General features: G+C 71.4%; 17 protein-coding genes. 10 read left to right on the top strand and 7 right to left on the bottom strand.

Features of this window, described 5'->3' with window-relative positions; genetic code table 11:
• The first annotated feature begins 92 nt into the window (after positions 1 to 92).
• The 6 genes from ABZ725_RS04360 (at position 93) to ABZ725_RS04335 (ending at position 6,981) form a co-directional block, all read left to right on the top strand.
• On the top strand, positions 93 to 842 hold the full coding sequence (locus tag ABZ725_RS04360; RefSeq protein ID WP_358801227.1) for a hypothetical protein: 750 nt from the start codon (positions 93 to 95) through the stop codon (positions 840 to 842).
• Positions 839 to 2,146 (top strand): ATP-binding protein, encoded by a 1,308-nt coding sequence (locus tag ABZ725_RS04355; RefSeq protein ID WP_358801226.1) that lies wholly within the window; start codon positions 839 to 841, stop codon positions 2,144 to 2,146. The genes ABZ725_RS04360 and ABZ725_RS04355 overlap by 4 nt, the downstream gene beginning before the upstream one ends.
• Before the next feature lie 70 nt (positions 2,147 to 2,216).
• A complete protein-coding gene (locus ABZ725_RS04350; protein WP_358801225.1) occupies positions 2,217 to 3,332 on the top strand; it encodes an SH3 domain-containing protein in 1,116 nt (371 codons plus the stop codon).
• 53 nt (positions 3,333 to 3,385) lie between these two features.
• Positions 3,386 to 4,870, top strand: coding sequence for an FtsW/RodA/SpoVE family cell cycle protein (locus tag ABZ725_RS04345; protein ID WP_358801224.1), 1,485 nt, complete (start codon positions 3,386 to 3,388; stop codon positions 4,868 to 4,870).
• Positions 4,867 to 6,324, top strand: coding sequence for a penicillin-binding protein 2 (locus ABZ725_RS04340; protein ID WP_358801223.1), 1,458 nt, complete (start codon positions 4,867 to 4,869; stop codon positions 6,322 to 6,324). Before ABZ725_RS04345 ends, ABZ725_RS04340 begins: the two co-directional genes overlap by 4 nt.
• Before the next feature lie 45 nt (positions 6,325 to 6,369).
• A complete protein-coding gene (locus ABZ725_RS04335; RefSeq protein WP_358801222.1) occupies positions 6,370 to 6,981 on the top strand; it encodes a DUF3291 domain-containing protein in 612 nt (203 codons plus the stop codon).
• A gap of 36 nt (positions 6,982 to 7,017) precedes the next feature.
• Here the strand turns inward: ABZ725_RS04335 and ABZ725_RS04330 are convergent, their stop codons facing one another.
• Positions 7,018 to 7,332 (bottom strand): hypothetical protein, encoded by a 315-nt coding sequence (locus tag ABZ725_RS04330; protein WP_358801221.1) that lies wholly within the window; start codon positions 7,330 to 7,332, stop codon positions 7,018 to 7,020.
• A complete protein-coding gene (locus tag ABZ725_RS04325) occupies positions 7,329 to 7,931 on the bottom strand; it encodes a Uma2 family endonuclease (protein WP_358801220.1) in 603 nt (200 codons plus the stop codon). Before ABZ725_RS04325 ends, ABZ725_RS04330 begins: the two co-directional genes overlap by 4 nt.
• A gap of 146 nt (positions 7,932 to 8,077) precedes the next feature.
• Here ABZ725_RS04325 and ABZ725_RS04320 point away from each other — a divergent pair, with 146 nt between their 5' ends.
• The 4 genes from ABZ725_RS04320 to ABZ725_RS04305 all read left to right on the top strand — a co-directional run bounded on the left by ABZ725_RS04320 (position 8,078) and on the right by ABZ725_RS04305 (position 11,382).
• Complete coding sequence (locus ABZ725_RS04320) at positions 8,078 to 9,019, top strand: diiron oxygenase (protein ID WP_358801219.1); 942 nt, start codon at positions 8,078 to 8,080, stop codon at positions 9,017 to 9,019.
• Between the two features lie 100 nt (positions 9,020 to 9,119).
• On the top strand, positions 9,120 to 9,770 hold the full coding sequence (locus ABZ725_RS04315; protein WP_358801218.1) for a helix-turn-helix domain-containing protein: 651 nt from the start codon (positions 9,120 to 9,122) through the stop codon (positions 9,768 to 9,770).
• A 14-nt stretch (positions 9,771 to 9,784) separates the two neighbouring features.
• A complete protein-coding gene (locus tag ABZ725_RS04310) occupies positions 9,785 to 10,138 on the top strand; it encodes a hypothetical protein (protein ID WP_358801217.1) in 354 nt (117 codons plus the stop codon).
• Between the two features lie 101 nt (positions 10,139 to 10,239).
• Positions 10,240 to 11,382, top strand: coding sequence for a C40 family peptidase (locus ABZ725_RS04305; RefSeq protein WP_358801216.1), 1,143 nt, complete (start codon positions 10,240 to 10,242; stop codon positions 11,380 to 11,382).
• Here the strand turns inward: ABZ725_RS04305 and ABZ725_RS04300 are convergent.
• From ABZ725_RS04300 to ABZ725_RS04280, 5 genes are read right to left on the bottom strand one after another with little or no spacing between them, the layout of a single operon-like run.
• Entirely contained in the window at positions 11,331 to 12,584 is a 1,254-nt protein-coding gene (locus tag ABZ725_RS04300; protein WP_358801215.1) for a styrene monooxygenase/indole monooxygenase family protein, read from the bottom strand. The genes ABZ725_RS04305 and ABZ725_RS04300 overlap by 52 nt on opposite strands.
• 14 nt (positions 12,585 to 12,598) lie before the next feature.
• Complete coding sequence (locus ABZ725_RS04295; RefSeq protein WP_358801214.1) at positions 12,599 to 13,243, bottom strand: ATP/GTP-binding protein; 645 nt, start codon at positions 13,241 to 13,243, stop codon at positions 12,599 to 12,601.
• Complete coding sequence (locus tag ABZ725_RS04290) at positions 13,224 to 13,646, bottom strand: DUF742 domain-containing protein (RefSeq protein ID WP_358801213.1); 423 nt, start codon at positions 13,644 to 13,646, stop codon at positions 13,224 to 13,226. The genes ABZ725_RS04295 and ABZ725_RS04290 overlap by 20 nt, the downstream gene beginning before the upstream one ends.
• Positions 13,643 to 14,173 (bottom strand): roadblock/LC7 domain-containing protein, encoded by a 531-nt coding sequence (locus tag ABZ725_RS04285; protein ID WP_351903387.1) that lies wholly within the window; start codon positions 14,171 to 14,173, stop codon positions 13,643 to 13,645. The genes ABZ725_RS04290 and ABZ725_RS04285 overlap by 4 nt, the downstream gene beginning before the upstream one ends.
• A complete protein-coding gene (locus ABZ725_RS04280) occupies positions 14,170 to 16,926 on the bottom strand; it encodes a nitrate- and nitrite sensing domain-containing protein (protein WP_358801212.1) in 2,757 nt (918 codons plus the stop codon). The genes ABZ725_RS04285 and ABZ725_RS04280 overlap by 4 nt, the downstream gene beginning before the upstream one ends.
• Positions 16,927 to 17,277: the final 351 nt, after the last annotated feature.

Here is a 17,277-nt window from a genome sequence, read left to right as displayed (position 1 = left end):
TTCATCGCGGTCGGTACGTAAAACGGACTTCCCTACGAATATGGTGTACGGGCCCGGCATCGTCGTCGCCGCAGAGGAGTCACAGGAGTCCCGTGTTCCGCAGTCGTCCCACCCGTTCCGCGTTCGCCGCCGTCGGCTTCGTTCTGCTGGCCTCGGTCCTGGCGGGCTGCGGGGACGCCGGGGAGCTGAAAGGCGCGGGCTCGACGCCGACCGCGATCAGCCCGGACCGGCTCTGGCCGGATCTGACCCCCGCCGCCAGTCCGGCCTTCGACATCGGCGAGGTGGAGACCCAGGTCGTGAAGGGCGTCACCGTGCCGGACGGCGACATCCGCAAGGTGGACCCGGTCGCGGTCGTGCGCGCGGAGATCGCCGCCGCCCCGGGCGACTACAGCGAGGGCGCGTACGACGAGACGGCCCGCCGGATGGCCGACTGCGGCAAGAGCGGCACGGAAGGGGCCAGGTGTCCCGTCCTCAAGGCGTACTACCGCGACCTCACCGGTGACGGCCGGGAGGACATGACGCTGGGCTTCCGGCAGTTGCCCGGCAATCTGACCGCCGTCCGCGTGTACACCGCCCGCGGCGACAGACTCTTGCAGGTCATGTCCTACGAGGACGCCGTGAGCGGGGTCGAGCTGGCCGGGCGATCCGTGATCATCCGCGCCCCGTCGGAAGTCGCCGGCTACGAGTACCGGCTCCAGTGGACCTGGGATCAGCAACAGCAGGCCATGCTGCTCACCCATGACGAGATGCTGCGCACCGGCGGCGGTCGGAAGCACTCCCCGCAGCCGTCCACGTCACCCTCGTCACTCTCATCCCCGTCTGCCTCCGCGAGCGGCCGATGAGGCTCGCGCTTCCCTCGTGGGCCGGCACGCTCGCCGCGAAGGCCGCCGCCTTCATCACCGTGATGTGCTGCGCGCTGGCCGCCCTGCTCGGCGTCCTGGTGCATGTGTCGGTGACCAACCAGACCGTCGGCCAGGCCCGCGACCTCGCACTCTCCCGGCTGACGGACGCGACGACGGCGTTCGAGGCGGGCGACACGCTCGACCGGGGCGCGAGCCTCGATCCGGCGGGACTGCCCAGCTCGCTGCGCTCGCTGGCGGTGGCCGGGGAGCGCGGCACGATGGTCGCCGACAACCAGGGGCGCCCCACCATGTGGGCGGCGGGCCCCGCCGACGGCGAGCGCGCCCTCGCGGTCGCCGTCGACTACTCGCAGAGCGCCCGCACCATCGAGGCCCTCGACACCGCGATCCTGTGGTCGTCGGCGCTGGCGATCGGGGCGACGCTGCTGGTCGGCGCCCTCGCGGTGACCCGGGTGACCCGTCGGCTGCACACCACCGCGCAGGTGGCCAGGCGGATCACCGCCGGCGACCTGGACGCGCGCGTGGACGACCCCCGCGCCAAGGATCCGGGCCGGCCTCAGGACGAGGTGGGCGCCGTCGCCGTCGCGCTGGACTCCATGGCGTCCTCGCTGCAGGGCAAGCTGCTGAGCGAGCAGCGGTTCACCGCCGATGTGGCGCACGAGCTGCGCACGCCGCTGACCGGGCTGCACGCGGCGGCCGAACTGCTGCCGCCGGGACGGCCGACGGAGCTGGTGCGCGACCGGGTGGCGGCGCTGCGCACGCTCACCGAGGACCTGCTGGAGATCTCCCGGCTGGACACCGGGCGCGAGCGGCTGGAGCTGGACGCCGAGGAACTGGGCGCGCTGGCGGTGCGGGTGGTACGGGTGGTGGAGGCATCCGGCGTATCGGGGGCCGCCGTGACGACCGGCGCCGAGGTCAGGGTCGTCCGGGACGCGCGCGTGGAGACCGATCGGCGGCGCCTCGAACGGGTGCTGGGGAACCTGCTCGCCAACGCGCACCGGCACGGGCGGTCGCCCGTCGTGCTGACGGTGGACGGTCCCGTGGTCACCGTGCGGGACCACGGGGACGGCTATCCGGAGTACCTCGTGACGCACGGGCCGCAGCGGTTCCGCACCGAGGGCGGGGCGAAGGGGCACGGGCTCGGGCTGACGATCGCGGTCGGCCAGGCGGAGGTGCTGGGCGCTCGGCTGACGTTCACGAACGCGCCGGACGGCGGTGCGGTGGCCACGCTGACGCTCCCTCAGACGCCTCCTGCCGCGAGCGTCCTCCCCGATGGCGCAGCGTGACGGGCGACACGCGCGAACCGCTCCTAATCTGGCGATTAGTCAGCTTCGCCCTCTTCATGGAGGTATCGCCATGTCCGCCACATCCCTGCGCTCCCCCCTCACCCGCCTCGCCATAGTCACCGCAGCCGGCGCCCTCGCGGCCACCGCGGCCGTCTCCCCGGCCCTCGCCGACGACGGGGACGGCACCACCGGCAGCGGCAGCGGCACCGCCGCCCAGCAGAGCGGCTCATACAACTGGCAGAGCCAGGGAGGCGGCGGCCAGACCGGCCAGACCGGCCAGAGCAATCAAACCGGGCAGGGCAACCAGAGCGGCCAAGGTAACCAGGCAGGCCAAGGTAACCAGGCAGGCCAAGGCACCCAGACCGGCCAGACGGGCCAGGGCAACCAGACGGGCCAGAGCACTCAGACCGGCCAGGGAACACAGACCGGCCAAGGCAACCAGGCAGGCCAGGGCAACCAGACGGGTCAGGGCACTCAGACCGGCCAAGGCAACCAGACGGGCCAGACCGGCCAGAGCAACCAGAACGGCCAAGGCACCCAAGCCGGGCAGGCCAACCAGAACGGCCAGGGCGCACAGACCGGCCAGACCGGCCAAGGCAATCAGACAGGCCAGGGAACGCAAACCGGCCAGGGCAACCAGAGTGGCCAGGGAACACAGACCGGACAGGGCAACCAGACGGGCCAGAGCAACCAGGCAGGCCAGGGCAACCAGACCGGCCAAGCCAACCAGAGTGGGCAGACCGGGCAGGCCGGGAACTGGCAGGCCGGGGGTGGCAATGACTCGCAGTCCAGTGGCGGGAACAACTGGCAGTCCAGCAGTGGCGGCGACTGGCAGTCCAGCGGTGGCGGCGACTGGGAGTCCGGCGACGGCGGCGACTGGGGGTCAGGGGGCGACGGTGACTGGCAGTCCGGCGATGGTGGCGATTGGGGGTCCGACGGCCAGAACGACTCCCGTAGCTACCGCGGGCGCGTGAGCGCGAACGAGTTGCTGCTGCGCAGCAGGCCGACCCGCGCCAGCCAGGTGATCCGCGTCGCGTATCGCGGCGAGATCGTCTCGATCTTCTGCAAGACCTCCGGTCAGAACGTCCAGGGCAACTCCCTCTGGTACCTCCTCACGGACGGCACCTGGGCCTGGGGCGCGGCGCGCTACATCGACAACATCGGGGCGGCGCCGCGCTGGTGCTGACACGCAAACACTTCCAAGGCTCACAAGGAGCCACATTTGGGTAAGTTCCGGACATGACGAAAGTGGGAGCCGGAACAGGCCCCGGAGTCGGACCCGAGACCGGGACCGGAACCGGGACCACTGTTGCGGCGGCAGACGCGCCCGCACCCGCGGTGCGCCTCCTCCGGCGCCGTGGCGTCGAACTCGCCCTCATCGTCCTGGCCGTCCTGCTCTCCGTGTACGGGTACTGCGCGGTCGGCCTCGCGAAGAACGGCACCGTCCCGCCCGGCGCCGCCGGTTACGGCGCCGGGCTCGGCGTGCTCGCGCTGCTGGCGCATCTCACGGTGCGGCTGCGCGCCCCCTGCGCCGATCCGCTCCTCCTCCCCATCGCCGTGCTGCTCAACGGGATCGGTCTGGTGCTGATCTACCGGCTCGACCTGGAGACGCCGGGCGACCGGGCGGCGCCCACGCAACTGGTGTGGTCGACGGTCGGGGTGGCCCTGTTCATCGTGGTCGTCGCCGCGCTGCGCGACCACCGCGTGCTGCAGCGGTACGCGTACGTGTGTGTGGTCGCCGCGCTCGCTCTCCTCACCCTCCCGATCCTCTTCCCGGCCGTGAACGGGGCCCGTATCTGGATCCGGATCGCCGGCTTCTCCATCCAGCCGGGTGAGTTCGCGAAGGTGCTGCTCGCGGTGTTCTTCGCCGCGTACCTCGCCGCCAACCGCACGGCGCTGGCGTACTCGGGCCGCCGGATCTGGCGCTTCTCGCGCATGCAACTGCCCACCGGACGCGTCCTCGGTCCGATCGTCGCGATCTGGCTGCTGAGCGTCGGCGTGCTGGTCCTGGAGCGGGACCTCGGCACGTCCCTGCTCTTCTTCGGGCTGTTCGTCGTGATGCTCTACGTCGCCACCGGCCGCACCGGCTGGATCGCCGTCGGTCTGCTGCTCGCCTCGCTGGGCGCGGTCGCCGTCGGCCGGCTGGAGCCGCATGTGCACAGCAGGGTCGAGGACTGGCTGCACCCGTTCGCGTCGATCGAGGCCGGTGAGGGACCCAACCAGCTCGCGCAGTCGCTGTTCTCCTTCGCGGCGGGCGGGGTGTTCGGCACCGGGTTGGGGCTCGGCCACTCCATCCTCATCGGCTTCGCCGCGAAGTCGGACTTCATCCTGGCGACGGCGGGCGAGGAACTGGGCCTGGCGGGGCTGTCGGCGCTCTTCCTCCTCTACGGGCTGCTGGTGGAGCGCGGCTACCGGGTGGGCCTGTCCCTGCGGGATCCCTTCGGACGGCTGCTGGCGACGGGCCTCGCCTCGATCGTGGCGCTCCAGGTGTTCGTGATCGCGGGCGGGGTGACCGGTCTGATCCCGCTGACCGGCATGGCGATGCCGTTCCTGGCGCAGGGCGGCTCGTCGGTCGTCACCAACTGGGCGATCGTCGCGCTGCTGATCCGGGTGAGCGATTCGGCGAGACGGCCGCACATGGAGGGATCCATGGAGTCGTCCACGGAATCGTCCGACGATCCTCATCATGAACCCTTCGACAAGAACCTCCGGAGGCCCGCGTGACCCGGCACATCCGGCACGCCGCCGTCTTCTGCGCCCTGCTGCTGGTGGCGCTCCTGGTCAACGCCGCGCGCGTCCAGGTCGTCCGGTCCGCGAGCTACGACGACAATCCGGCCAACCGGCGTGACTCCATCGCCCGTTACGCCCAGCCGCGCGGCGACATCCTGGTCGACGACGACCCGGTCACCGGGTCCCGGGACACCGGGGAGCAGCTGCGCTACGAGCGCACGTACCTCGACGGGCCGCTGTACGCGCCGGTGACCGGTTTCGCCTCGCAGGTATACGGGACGACGTTCCTGGAGCACGCCGGGGACGATGTGCTCTCCGGGTCGGATCCGGCGCTCTCGCCGTTCCCGCTGTGGAACGACGTCACGCACGGCCGGCCCCCCGGCGGCAACGTGGTGACGACGCTGAACCGGCATGCCCAGTGGGCCGCCTACGAGGGGCTGGGCGGGCGCAAGGGCGCGGTGGCGGCGGTGGAACCGGCGACGGGGCGGGTGCTGGCGCTGGTGTCCAGTCCGTCGTACGACCCGGCCGTGCTGTCCGGGAACGACGCGGGGGCGGAGCGGGCCTGGGCGCGGCTCAACGGCGATCCGGACAAGCCGATGCTGAACCGGGCGGTGCGGCAGACGTATCCGCCCGGGTCGACGTTCAAGGTGGTCACCGCGGCGGCGGCGCTGGACGCGGGGGTGATCACGGACCTCGACGCGGCGACCCGCTCCCCCGCCCCCTACCGGCTGCCCGGCACGACGACGAGCTTGACCAACGAGGGCGACGGCTGCGAGGACGCTCCGCTGCGGGAGGCCTTCCAGTGGTCGTGCAACACGGTGTTCGCGAAGCTCGGCGTGGACACGGGGCTGGCCCGGATGACCCGGACGGCGCAGGCGTTCGGCTTCAACGACGTGGACGTGCGGATCCCGTTCTCCGTCGCGCCGAGCACCTTCGACACCTCGCTCGACAAGGCGCAGTTGGCGCTGTCCTCCATCGGCCAGTACAACACCCGGGCGACCCCGCTGCAGATGGCGATGGTGTCGGCGGCGGTGGCGGACGGGGGGCTGGTGCGCACGCCGTATCTGGTGGAGCGGACGACGCGGAAGGGCGGGGCGACGGTGGCCACGGCCGGTTCCCGTCCCGTCCGCCAGGCGATGTACCCCTCGACGGCGCGGCGGCTGCGCGAGCTGATGGAGGACGTGGTGCGGGAGGGCACCGGCACCAACGCGGCGATCCCCGGCGCGATCGTCGGCGGCAAGACCGGGACCGCCCAGCACGGCGTCGGCAACGCCGGGACGCCGTACGCCTGGTTCGTCTCCTGGGCGCAGGGCGAGCGGGACATGGAGCCGAGGGTCGCGGTCGCGGTGGTGGTGGAGGACGGGTCGGCGCGCCGCGGGGACATCACCGGGGGCGGGATGGCGGCGCCGATCGCCCGGGCGGTGATGGAGGCGGTGCTCAATTCGTGAGACGGGGGCTTCCGGGACCGTACAGGAGCGTTCTACGGTTCGCCCATGACTGATGCCAGCGCCGAATTCGTCCCGGAAGCCGCCTCTGAGACCGCCTCTGCATCTGCTCCCGACCCTGTTTCCCACTCTGCTCCCGACCCTGTTTCCCACTCCGTTCCCGAGGCCGCTTTCGAGCTCGCGCAGGTCAATATCTCGCGCCTCAAGTTCCCTTTGGACTCCCCCGAGTTGAAGCCCTTCGTGGACGCCCTCGATGCGGTCAACGCCGATGCCGACACGGCGGACGGATTCGCGTGGCGGCTGCAGTCCGAGGAGGGCAACGCGACGGACATCAGCTTCTTCGGCGACGAGTGGCTGATCGTCAACATGTCGGTGTGGAGGGACGCGAACGCCCTGACCACATACATGTACCAGGGCGGGCACCGCCAGATCATGTCCCGCCGACGGGAGTTCTTCGAGCGGGTGTCGGAGTCGATGACGACCCTGTGGTGGGTACCGGCCGGTCACCGTCCGACGGTCGCGGAGGCCGAGTCCCGCCTGCTCCATCTGCGCACCAACGGCCCGACCCCGTACGCCTTCACCCTGCGCACCTCGTTCCCGCCGCAGGGCGCGGAGCCGGTCGCCCTGACGATCCCGGAGGACCTGGGCTGCTCGGTCTGAGGATCCGAGGAGCTGAGGAGCTGAGGAGCTGAGGGGCTAGGGGAGCCTCAGCCGGAAGAGGGCGGCCGGGCCGGTCGACTCGGCGGGTCGCGGCCTGTTGTGGCCGCACTCGATCTCGTTGCCGTCCGTGTCCCCGACGTAGGCGGACACCTCGGAGTGCACCGTCACCGTGCCCGGCGCGTGCTCGACCTCGAGGATCTCGTCGCCGGCCGGTTCGAGCGTCCAGACCACGAAGGTCTCCCCGGGCAGCAGCCAGTGGTCACTGCCGTACGGCTCGAGGACGAGCTCCAGCAACTCCGCGCCGGAGTTACAGACGCGGAGGGCGGCTATCGGGGGCTGGTCGGCGGTCACCGGTGACGGCGGTTGATGTCGGTGAGATCGATCTCGATCAGGAAGGGAACGGCCACGTTGAGCTGATCATGGTAGATCCCGGTCGGAACGTACGTGTTGGTGGCCGGGTCGCGTTCGTAGACGTAGACGACCGGCAGGCCGTCGTTCTCCTCGACTCGCCAGTAGTGGGGGACGCCGGCCGTGGCATACTTCCGCGGCTTGACTTCCCGGTCACGGTCCACCGAGTCGTCCGAGACAACCTCGATTGCAAGGACGACGTCCTTGGGCTCGAGCCAGGTCTGCCGGGGTCCGGTGTCAGCCTCCGAGCGGAACACCAGAACATCCGGTTCCGGCCGGTTGCGCTTGTCCAGCTTGATGGTCACCTCGCGGATGACGTCCAAGTCGCCGGGGACCTGGACCAGCAAGGCGTGCTCCAACAGACGCATGGTTCGCGTGTGAAAGAACGTCTGCGGACTCACAAGAACCAGACTCCCGTCGATCAGCTCCGTGTGCGGAGGCAGGTTCGGGAGCCGGTCAAGGTCATCCGCCGTCCAGCCGTCAGCCGGCGGGCGGGGCCACTCGTAGTCCTCATCCAGCCCGTACTCGCGTGCGGCGCTCATGATTACTCCCATGCGGTGGAGCCTGGCAGACACTGTCAGCGTACCCAGCCGGAACGCCCGTTCGCCGCTCCGCCGAGTGATCACGGGACGCAGAGTTGACGCGCAAGGGATTGACGCCCTTGCTGACAAGCAGTCTCATAAGAGCCATGACGACGACCCTCACCGATGCCGACGCGCTGGAAGGGCTGCGGGACGCGCTGGGCCTGCTCAAGGACCGGGAGCAGGTGGCCGAACGGCTGCTCGCGTCCTCCGCCAAGCACTCCTTCGACCCGGACGAGGAGCTGGACTGGGACGCCCCCTTCGAGGACGGCAAGTGGTTCTGGCCGCCGGAGCTGGTGTCGCTGTACGACACGCCGATATGGCGGCGGATGAGCGAGGAGCAGCGGATCCTGCTGTCCCGGCACGAGGCCGCCGCGCTCGCCTCGCTGGGGATCTGGTTCGAGATCATCCTCATGCAGCTGCTCGTGCGGCACATCTACGACAAGGCGGCGACGAGCGCGCATGTGCGCTACGCGCTGACCGAGATCGAGGACGAGTGCCGGCACTCGAAGATGTTCGCCCGGCTGATCACCCGCGGCGAGACGCCCTGGTATCCGGTGAGCCGCGCCCACCAGAACCTGGGCCGCCTGTTCAAGACGATCTCCACCACCCCCGGCTCCTTCACCGCGACCCTGCTCGGCGAGGAGGTCCTCGACTGGATGCAGCGGCTGACCTTCCCCGACGAGCGGGTCCAGCCGCTGGTCCGGGGCGTCACCCGGATCCATGTCGTGGAGGAGGCCCGGCACGTGCGCTACGCCCGTGAGGAGCTGCGCCGCCAGATGGTGACCGCGCCCCGGTGGTCCCAGGAGTTCACGAGGGTCACGTCGGGTGAGTTCGCGCGGGTGTTCTCGGTGGCGTTCGTGAATCCGGAGGTCTACACGAACGTCGGACTGGACCGGCGCGAGGCGATCGCGCAGGTGCAGGCGAGCGGGCACCGGCGGGAGGTCATGCAGTCGGGAGCGAAGCGGCTGACGGACTTCCTGGACGACATCGGCGTGCTGCGCGGAGCGGGACGGCGGCTGTGGCGGTCGTCGGGGCTGCTTGCCTAGGACCTGGGGCTGCTTGCCCAGGACTCGGGGCTCATCGCATAGGACTCGGGGCTGCTTGCACAGGACAACGAACCCGGGGCCACCGGACTACGCTGCAACCATGTCCCCCGCCGCCCCCGCCTACCGTCGGCTCAGCGTCGAGGAGCGCCGCAGTCAGCTGCTCGACGCCGCGCTCTCGCTGTTCGCCCACCGCGTCCCCGAGGACGTCTCGCTGGACGACGTGGCGGAGGCCGCCGGGGTGTCCCGGCCGCTGGTCTACCGGTACTTCCCCGGCGGCAAGCAGCAGCTCTACGAGGCCGCGCTGCGCTCCGCCGCCGAGGAGCTGCGGCACTGTTTCGGCGAGCCCGGGGAAGGCCCGCTGCTCCCCCGGCTGGCCCGCGCCCTCGACCGCTACCTCACGTTCGTCGGCCGTCACGACGCCGGCTTCAGCGCCCTGCTCCAGGGCGGCAGCGTCGTCGAGACGTCCCGGACGACCGCCATCGTGGACGGTGTCCGACGGGCCGCCGCCGAGCACATCTACAGCCATCTGGGGGTCGCCGATCCCGGGCCGCGGCTGCGGATGACCGTGCGGATGTGGATCACCGCGGTCGAGGCGGCCTCCCTGATCTGGCTCGACGAGGACAAGCAGCCGCCCGCCGACGAGCTGCGGGACTGGCTGGTCGACCAGTTCGTCGCCGCCCTGACGGTGACCGCGGCCCGGGACGCGCAGACCGCTGAGCTCGTCCGGGGTGCGCCGGCCGCGCAGACCTGATCGACACTGGTGGCGTGAAGAGCGAAGACACCCCCTTCGAGGGCGGGCCCATGGACGGCCGGGTGCTGTCCGTGCTGCTGGGCCCCACCGGCCATCCGCCGAAGACGTACCGCATCCCCGTCCCCGACGCGGCCGGCGGACCGCCCACCGTCCTGGTCTACCGGCGCGCGCCCCGCGGCCACAGCAAGAAGCTCGGACTGCCGCAGGGCTGGAAGTACGAGTTCGACCCCGAGGGGAAGCGGAACACCGGCCGCCTGCGCTGGCCCTGGTCCAAACCGGACGCCACCCCCGGCGCCACACCCGACACGGCCCCCGGCGCCGCGCCCGACGCCACGCCGGGGCGACGGCGGGACGACGCCGACGAGTGACCTGGTTGCGCCGAACCGCGCACTCGGCGCGCGGGCCGCGCACCCGCGCCTGATGCTCGCCCTGCGGGATGGAGGGGCCACCCCGCAGCGGAGGTGATGACGTGTCAGAAAGACTGCTGCGTCTGGTCTGTACGGTCGGGGCGGCGGCGCTCGCCGCACAGGCCGTCCTGGCTCCCGGGCTCGCCCTGGCCGTGCCGGAGCCGCCGGGGCCCGGCGAGCGGACCGTGGCCGAGCTGCTGACGGATCTTCAGCAGCTGTACCGGGAGGCGGAACGTTCCACCGAGGCCTACAACGCCACCGAGGAGCGGCTGAAGCGGCGGCGGGCCGAGACGCGGCGGCTGGACGCCGAGCTGGCGAAGGCCCGGCTCTCCCTGCAGGACAGCCGGGGAGCGGTCGGCCGGCTGGCCCGCCAGCAGTACCAGGGCAGCACCGGCACCGACGTCTCCTCCTATGTACGGCTGCTGCTCGCCCGCGATCCGCAGCACGCCCTCGACCAGGGGCATGTGATCGGCCGGTTGGCGCGCTCCCGGGCCGAGACGGTCGGACGGCTGGAGAGCGGCGAGCGCAGGGCCGACGGGCTGGCGCGCGCGGCCCGCGCCGCCCTCGACGACCAGCTCACCCTCGCGGAACGCAGGAAGAAGGAGCGCGACGCCGTCGGCCGGCGTCTGGACGACGTCGAGGAACTCCTGGCCTCGCTCACCGCCGACCAGCTCGCCGCCCTCGCCGCATTGGAGAAGAAGGGGGTCGCCCAGGCGCAGGAGGCGCTGCTGGCGTCCGGCGCGATCGGCGAGGACGGCAAGCCGCGCAAGCCGTCGAAGGAGGGCGGGCGGGCCGTGCGGTACGCCCTGCGGCAGATCGGCAAGCCGTACGAGTGGGGCGCGGAGGGCCCGCGGACGTACGACTGCTCGGGCCTGACGTCCGAGGCGTGGGGGCACGCCGGGACGGCGATCCCCCGGACCAGCGAGGAGCAGTGGGCCCGGCTGCCGCGGATCCCGCTGACGGAGCTGCGCCCCGGCGACCTGGTGATCTACTTCCCCGAGGCCACGCATGTGGCGATGTACCTGGGCGAGGGCAAGGTGGTCCAGGCGCCGAGAACCGGGGAGAAGGTCAAGATCTCCCCGATCGCGTCCTTCCCGGTGCTGGGAGCCGTACGCCCGGACAGCCCGGACAGCCGGGAGAGGCCGGCGAGGCCCTACGCCCCCGCGACCTCCGCCAGGAAGGCGCCCGTCCTGTCCGGCTCGTAGAAGAAGTTCTCGAGGTCGGCCGGGTCGTCGAAGGCATTGACGAATCGGTTCGCCACCGGCGGCAGCTGCCCGGCCGCGCCCAGCAGGTTCACCACGTGCTCCGGCGGCGGCGCCAGCATGGCGTTGGTCCACTTGGTGACGTGCTGGGCGGTGTCCCAGTAGCGGTCGAAGGTCGCCCGCATCCACTCCTCGTCGAACTCCTTCTCACCGCGCTCCAGGATCGAGGCGAGATAGGCGGCCGCGCACTTGGAGGCGGAGTTCGAGCCCTGACCGGTGATCGGGTCGTTGGCCACGACGACGTCCGCGACGCCCAGCACCAGGCCGCCGCCCGGCAGCCGGCCGATGGGGTTGCGGACCGTGGGCGCGTAGCGGCCGGCCAACGTGCCGCCCGCGTCGGTCAGTTCGACGTTCGTCGCGCGCGCGTACTCCCACGGCGTGAACTTCTCCATGAGTTCCAGGGTCAGGGAGAGGTGCTTCGCCGGGTCCTTGACGCCGTTGAAGACGTCCAGCGGGCCGCCGGGTATGCCCTCCCAGAAGAGGATGTCGGCGCGGCCCGAGGTGGTGAGCGTCGGCATGATGAAGAGCTCGCCGACGCCCGGGACGAGGTTGCAGCGGACGGCCTCCATGTCCGGGTGCTCGGGGCGCGGGCCCAGACCGTGGACGTAGGAGACGGCGAGGGCGCGCTGCGGCTCGGCGTACGGGGAGCGCTCGGGGTCGCGGGCGAACATCGACACCAGTTCGCCCTTGCCGGCCGAGACCAGGACGAGGTCGTAGGCGCGGGAGAAGTAGTCGAGGTCGGAGACGGCCGCGCCGTGGATGACGAGCTGGCCGCCGCGCTGGGCGAAGGTCTCCATCCAGCCGGCCATCTTCACCCGCTGGTCGACGGACTGCGCGTAGCCGTCGAGGGCGCCGACCCAGTCGATCACGCGCTGGGTCGGGCCCGGGTCGTGCGAGCCGGGCGCCGCGAGCGAGATGCCGACTCCGGCGATCTTCGGGGCCTGGGACTCCCAGAAGTTCAGCTGGAGATCGCGCTCGTGCTGCAGCGCCGTGTGGAACATGCACTGCGTCGACATGACCCGTCCGGCGCGGATCTCGTCCGCCGTCCGGTTGGACATCAGGGTGACCTCGTACCCGTGCGACTGGAGGCCGAGGGCGAGCTGGAGACCGGACTGGCCGGCTCCGACGACGAGTATCTTCCGCATGCGGGGAACGTCTCCTACTCGGGGGTTTCGTCGAGCGCGTGGCCCACCAGGGCCAAGAGGGTCTCGATCACCGAGATCCGGCGCCGCGCATCCATGATCATGACAGGTATGTGCGCGGGGATGGTGAGCGCCTCCCGCACGTCGTGCGGCTCGAACCGCTCGCTGTCGTCGAAGTGGTTGACGCCGACGACGTACGGCAGCCCGCAGCTCTCGAAGTAGTCCAGCGCGGGGAAGCAGTCCTTCAGCCGGCGGGTGTCGGCGAGGACGACCGCGCCGATCGCGCCGCGCACCAGGTCGTCCCACATGAACCAGAACCGCTGCTGGCCCGGCGTGCCGAACAGGTAGAGCACGAGGTCGTCGTCGAGCGTGAGGCGGCCGTAGTCCATGGCGACCGTGGTGGTGATCTTCTCGGGCGTGCCGGTGAGGTCGTCGGTCTCCTCGCTGGCCTCGGTCATCAGCGCCTCCGTCTGGAGGGGCTCGATCTCCGAGACGGTGCCGACGAGGGTGGTCTTGCCGACGCCGAAGCCGCCCGCCACCACGATCTTCGTCGCGATGGGGGCACGGGTCCGGTCCAGCTGCCAGGGCTGCAGGGGCTCGTCGGGTTCGACGGGTGGGGTGACGCCAAAGGAGGAGGCGGCGTCAGAGACGACGGAGTCCACTCAGCACCCTTTCCAGCAGAGCGCGGTCGGGACGGCCCGTACCGTGAGCGGTACCGGTGCCGTACACACGGATCTTTCCCTGGTCCGCGAGGTCGCTGAGGAGCACCCGGACCACGCCGAGCGGCATCTTCAGCAGCGCGGCGATCTCGGCCACCGTGCGCATCCGGCGGCACAGTTCGACGATGGCCCGAAGCTCCGGCATGACCGCCGACCTCAGCGAGCCGTTGGTCAGTTCCCTGCGCTCCTCGGGGGCTTCGAGCGCCGCCACGAAGGTCTCCACGAGCAGGACGTGCCCGAACCGGGTACGGCCCCCGGTGAGCGAGTAGGGGCGCACCCGGGCGGGCTTGCGGTCGCCGCCGCGGACGGGGAGCTGCTGCCTGGCGTTCTCGGGGCGCGTACTCATCGGACGCTCCCGGCCGACTCCGACTCGGGTTCGGACCCCGACTCGGCGGCCTCCAGGGATTTCCTCAGCTCGCTGCGGAGCTCCGGGGTCAGGACGTGTCCGGCGCGGCCCACGAAGAGGGCCATGTGGTACGCCACCACGCTCATGTCGCAGTCGGCGGAGCCGTGCACACCGAGGAGCGAGCCGTCGCTGATCGACATGACGAAGAGGCTGCCCTCCGCCATCGCGATCATGGTGTGCTTCACCCCGCCGAACGCCATGAGCTTGGCGGCGCCGATGGTGAGGCTGCCGATGCCGGAGACGATGGTCGCGAGGTCGGCGGAGGAGCCGCGCGGGCCGGAAGGTTTCGTCTCACGGGCCTGACGTGCCTCGTCGTTGCGGCCTGGGTCCGAGGACAGCAGGAGCAGACCGTCGGAGGAGACGACCGCGACGGACTGGATGCCGGGCACTTCCTCCACGAGGTTCGTCAACAGCCAGTGCAGGTTTCGGGCTTCACTGCTCAGTCCGAAGGTACTGGGCGCGGTCAACTGCTTGCCTCCTCGACTGTGCCCCCCGTGTCATCTTCGGCGTGTGCGTGTGCTTCTTGAGCTCTGTGGGATGCCTGATGCGCCTGAGCTGAGGGGACCTTGTTCTGGCCCGTCCGTTCGGCGATTTCCGCTTCCACATCGCGGTAGCCGGCCTGCGCCCCCTGACGGAATCCGCCCAGACGGCGGCGGAGGGCGTCCGCGTCGACGGAACCGGTCCGCTGGCGCGGGGCTTGGGCGGGTGCGGTGATCTTGGGGGTGCGCTTGGGGAGGCCCTTGTCGGTGACGGGTTCCACGGTTGCGTCCGGTGCGTCCGTGACGTCCAGGACGTCCGGGACACGGCTGTGCTCGGCGCTGCTGTGGTCACCGCTTTCTTCGGGTTCGCGTTCGGGCGCCGGTTGCGGGGTCGGCGCCGACTCCGGTTGCGGGGTCGGCAGCAGGAGTTCCATCGTCGTCTCGGCTGCCGTCTCCGGGGCCCGTACCGGGGTCGGTTCCGGGGTCGGTTCCGCAGTCTCCGCCTGTCGTGCCGCCTTCTCCGCCAGGGCGATCAGCGGGTCCGTGGACTTGGCACGGCCCGGCAGGACGTTGGAGTTGGCCTCCGCGTCGGCGCCGGGCAGGGTGAAGGTCTGGTGGGCGGCCGAGGCCGGGGTCGCCGAGGGGATCGCGGCGGTCGGGGCCGCTGCCAGGAGCGGGGTCGGCAGGACGACGACCGCGGCCACCCCGCCCTGCTTCTGCTCGCGAAGACGCACCCGCACCCCGTGCCGGTGGGCGAGCCGGGCCACCACGTACAGGCCGAGGCCGAGACCCTCCTCGCCCTCCTGGTCGTAGGGCGTCTCGGGGTCGAACTCGGCGAGACGGGCGTTGAGCCGGCCCATCCGCTCCTCGGTCATGCCGATGCCCTCGTCCTGGACGGAGAGCATGACCTCGCCGCTCTCCAGGAGCCAGCCGGAGACCTCGACGGGCAGGTCCGGCGGGGAGAACGAGGTGGCGTTCTCCATGAGTTCGGCCAGCAGATGACTCAGGTCGTCCGCGGCGAAGCCGGCCACGTGCGCGTGCGGGGGCAGCGCGGAGATCCGTACGCGCTCATAGCGCTCGATCTCGCTGACCGCCGCGCGGACCACGTCCACCAGCGGGATCGGGCCCGCGTGCTGCTGGACGTGTTCGGTGCCGGCCAGGACCAGCAGGTTCTCGCTGTGGCGGCGCATGACCGTGGCGAAGTGGTCGAGCTTGAAGAGCGTGGCCAGCCGGTCGGGGTCCTGCTCGCGCTCCTCCAGGCCCTCGATGACGGCGAGTTGGCGCTCGACCAGGCCGAGGGTGCGCAGGGCGAGGTTGACGAAGGTGCTGCTGATGCTGTCGCGCAGGCCGTCCAGCTGGGTGGCCGAGTCGGTGAGTTCGGCGCGCAGCTCCTCGCGGGCGTCGGCCATCCGCTGGCGCTGCCCGACCAGGTGCTTGCGGTCGGACTCCAGGGTGGTGACGCGTTCGTGGAGGGCGACGGCGTGCTGGTGCAGGGCGTTGACGGAGCGGACGACCTGGGCGAACTCGTCGTTGCGGCCGGTGAACCTGACCGGTTCCTCGGCCGCCGGGTTCTCGGCCTCCGCGAGCCGCGCCGAGCCCCGGCGCAGCACGGACAGCGGGCGGGTGAGGCTGCGCGCCATGCCGGTGGCGACGACGACGGCCAGCAGCATCAGCGCGCCGAGGAGGGTGACGCGCAGCTCCAGGTCGGTGACGTCGTCGTCCCGCAACTGGGCGAGGTCTTCGGTGCGCTTGCCGTAGAGGGAGGACTCGACGCCGCGCATCAGGTCGACCCGCGCGGAGAGCGCGGCGTCCAGTTTCTTGACGCTGGTGTCGAGGTCGGCGCCGCTGAGTTCCGGCTGGTCGGTGAGGGACGCGAGGTACGCCTCGGCGGCGTCGACGTCGCCGCCGGTGACCGTGGAGTCGTAGGAGGCCACCGCTTCCTGCGGTGCGCCCTCCCGGAAGTCCGCGAGGGCCGCGTCGGAGCGCAGCCGGGCCTGCTGCGCGGCGGCGGTGAGGGCGTCGCGCAGCTTGGTGTCGGCGCTGGAGGAGACCTTCTCGGTGGTCGAGCGGCCGGTGAGGGGGTCGTACTCGGTCTCGACCCGGGTCGGCACGTTCAGCGCGGAGAGGAGCAGGCCCCGGGCCGCGGAGGCCTGTTGGACGGCGGTGTCGAGCTCGGCGAGGGCGTATGCGCCGGAGCCCGCGCGGGGCGGCATCTGCTCGGCGAGCCGGTCGACGAGGACGTGGAGGGCGGTGATGGCCCGGGAGTAGGCCTCGTGCGCCTGGAGTGCCGAGCTCTTGCCGGTGAGGGCCGCCTGCCGCACGGTCGGGACGGAGCCGAGGGCCTCGCGCAGCGCGGCGGAGACCTCCGTCTCGGTGGTCAGCTCGCGCACCTGCCGGTCCACCCGGGCGCTGCCCTCGGCGGTGGGCGCCTTGGACTTCGCCCGGCCGGCCGCCACATAGGTGGTGACCTCGTCGCGCTCGTCCGCGAGGGACTGGGCGAGGGCGAGGGCGTCCTGGGTCTGTTCGGCCAGGGTGACCAGGTCCTGGGCGTCCTTCAACTGGCCGGAGGCGGCCAGGATCGAGGGGGCGCCGGCCCCGGCGATCGCGGCGGCCACGACGGCCACCCCGACGATCAGCCGGTTGCGTACGTGGGTCGGACGGCCCTTGCCGACAGGGGTGCGCTCCGCGCCCCCCTCGGAGGCCGTCTGCCTGCCTGTACGCCGAGGCCGCGTCTTCTGCACCGGTGCTCGCATTCCTGACTCGTGTACCCATGGGCCGGATGTGACGCTCCGTCAACTGGCGCGTACGTCCGGTACGGCTCCCGACCCTCCCAGTGCCGGTGGGCAGGGGCCGCGCATCGCTTGCCCCGCCACCCGAAGGAGTGAACATCGGAGGGGAGTTGGCGGGCAAGTTCCTCTGGCGTGCGCAGCGGCCTTGTGCGGCAGGCCGGTTGGACGTGGGCGGCGGGCTTTGACAGTATTCGCCGCCACGTCTTCCCGGAGTGCTGCATTCCCGCCCAAAACACCCGTCTGACCTGCGGCGGTGCAACCGTTCGGCGAGCGATGCCAGCCTTTTGCGAAGACTGTGAGGGG

Origin of the sequence: Streptomyces sp. NPDC006872 (assembly GCF_040635845.1) — a bacterium.
Lineage (GTDB): Bacteria > Actinomycetota > Actinomycetes > Streptomycetales > Streptomycetaceae > Streptomyces.
This window is presented reverse-complemented; position numbering and strand designations above follow the sequence as displayed.

What these genes read in the sequence shown, in the direction of transcription:
- ABZ725_RS04345 (WP_358801224.1), top strand. Translation starts at nt 3,386, where the DNA reads ATGACGAAAGTGGGAGCCGGAACAGGCCCCGGAGTCGGACCCGAGACC.
- ABZ725_RS04315 (WP_358801218.1), top strand. Translation starts at nt 9,120, where the DNA reads ATGTCCCCCGCCGCCCCCGCCTACCGTCGGCTCAGCGTCGAGGAGCGC.
- ABZ725_RS04325 (WP_358801220.1), bottom strand. Translation starts at nt 7,931, where the DNA reads ATGAGCGCCGCACGCGAGTACGGGCTGGATGAGGACTACGAGTGGCCC.
- ABZ725_RS04320 (WP_358801219.1), top strand. Translation starts at nt 8,078, where the DNA reads ATGACGACGACCCTCACCGATGCCGACGCGCTGGAAGGGCTGCGGGAC.
- ABZ725_RS04335 (WP_358801222.1), top strand. Translation starts at nt 6,370, where the DNA reads ATGACTGATGCCAGCGCCGAATTCGTCCCGGAAGCCGCCTCTGAGACC.
- ABZ725_RS04290 (WP_358801213.1), bottom strand. Translation starts at nt 13,646, where the DNA reads ATGAGTACGCGCCCCGAGAACGCCAGGCAGCAGCTCCCCGTCCGCGGC.
- ABZ725_RS04355 (WP_358801226.1), top strand. Translation starts at nt 839, where the DNA reads ATGAGGCTCGCGCTTCCCTCGTGGGCCGGCACGCTCGCCGCGAAGGCC.
- ABZ725_RS04300 (WP_358801215.1), bottom strand. Translation starts at nt 12,584, where the DNA reads ATGCGGAAGATACTCGTCGTCGGAGCCGGCCAGTCCGGTCTCCAGCTC.
- ABZ725_RS04350 (WP_358801225.1), top strand. Translation starts at nt 2,217, where the DNA reads ATGTCCGCCACATCCCTGCGCTCCCCCCTCACCCGCCTCGCCATAGTC.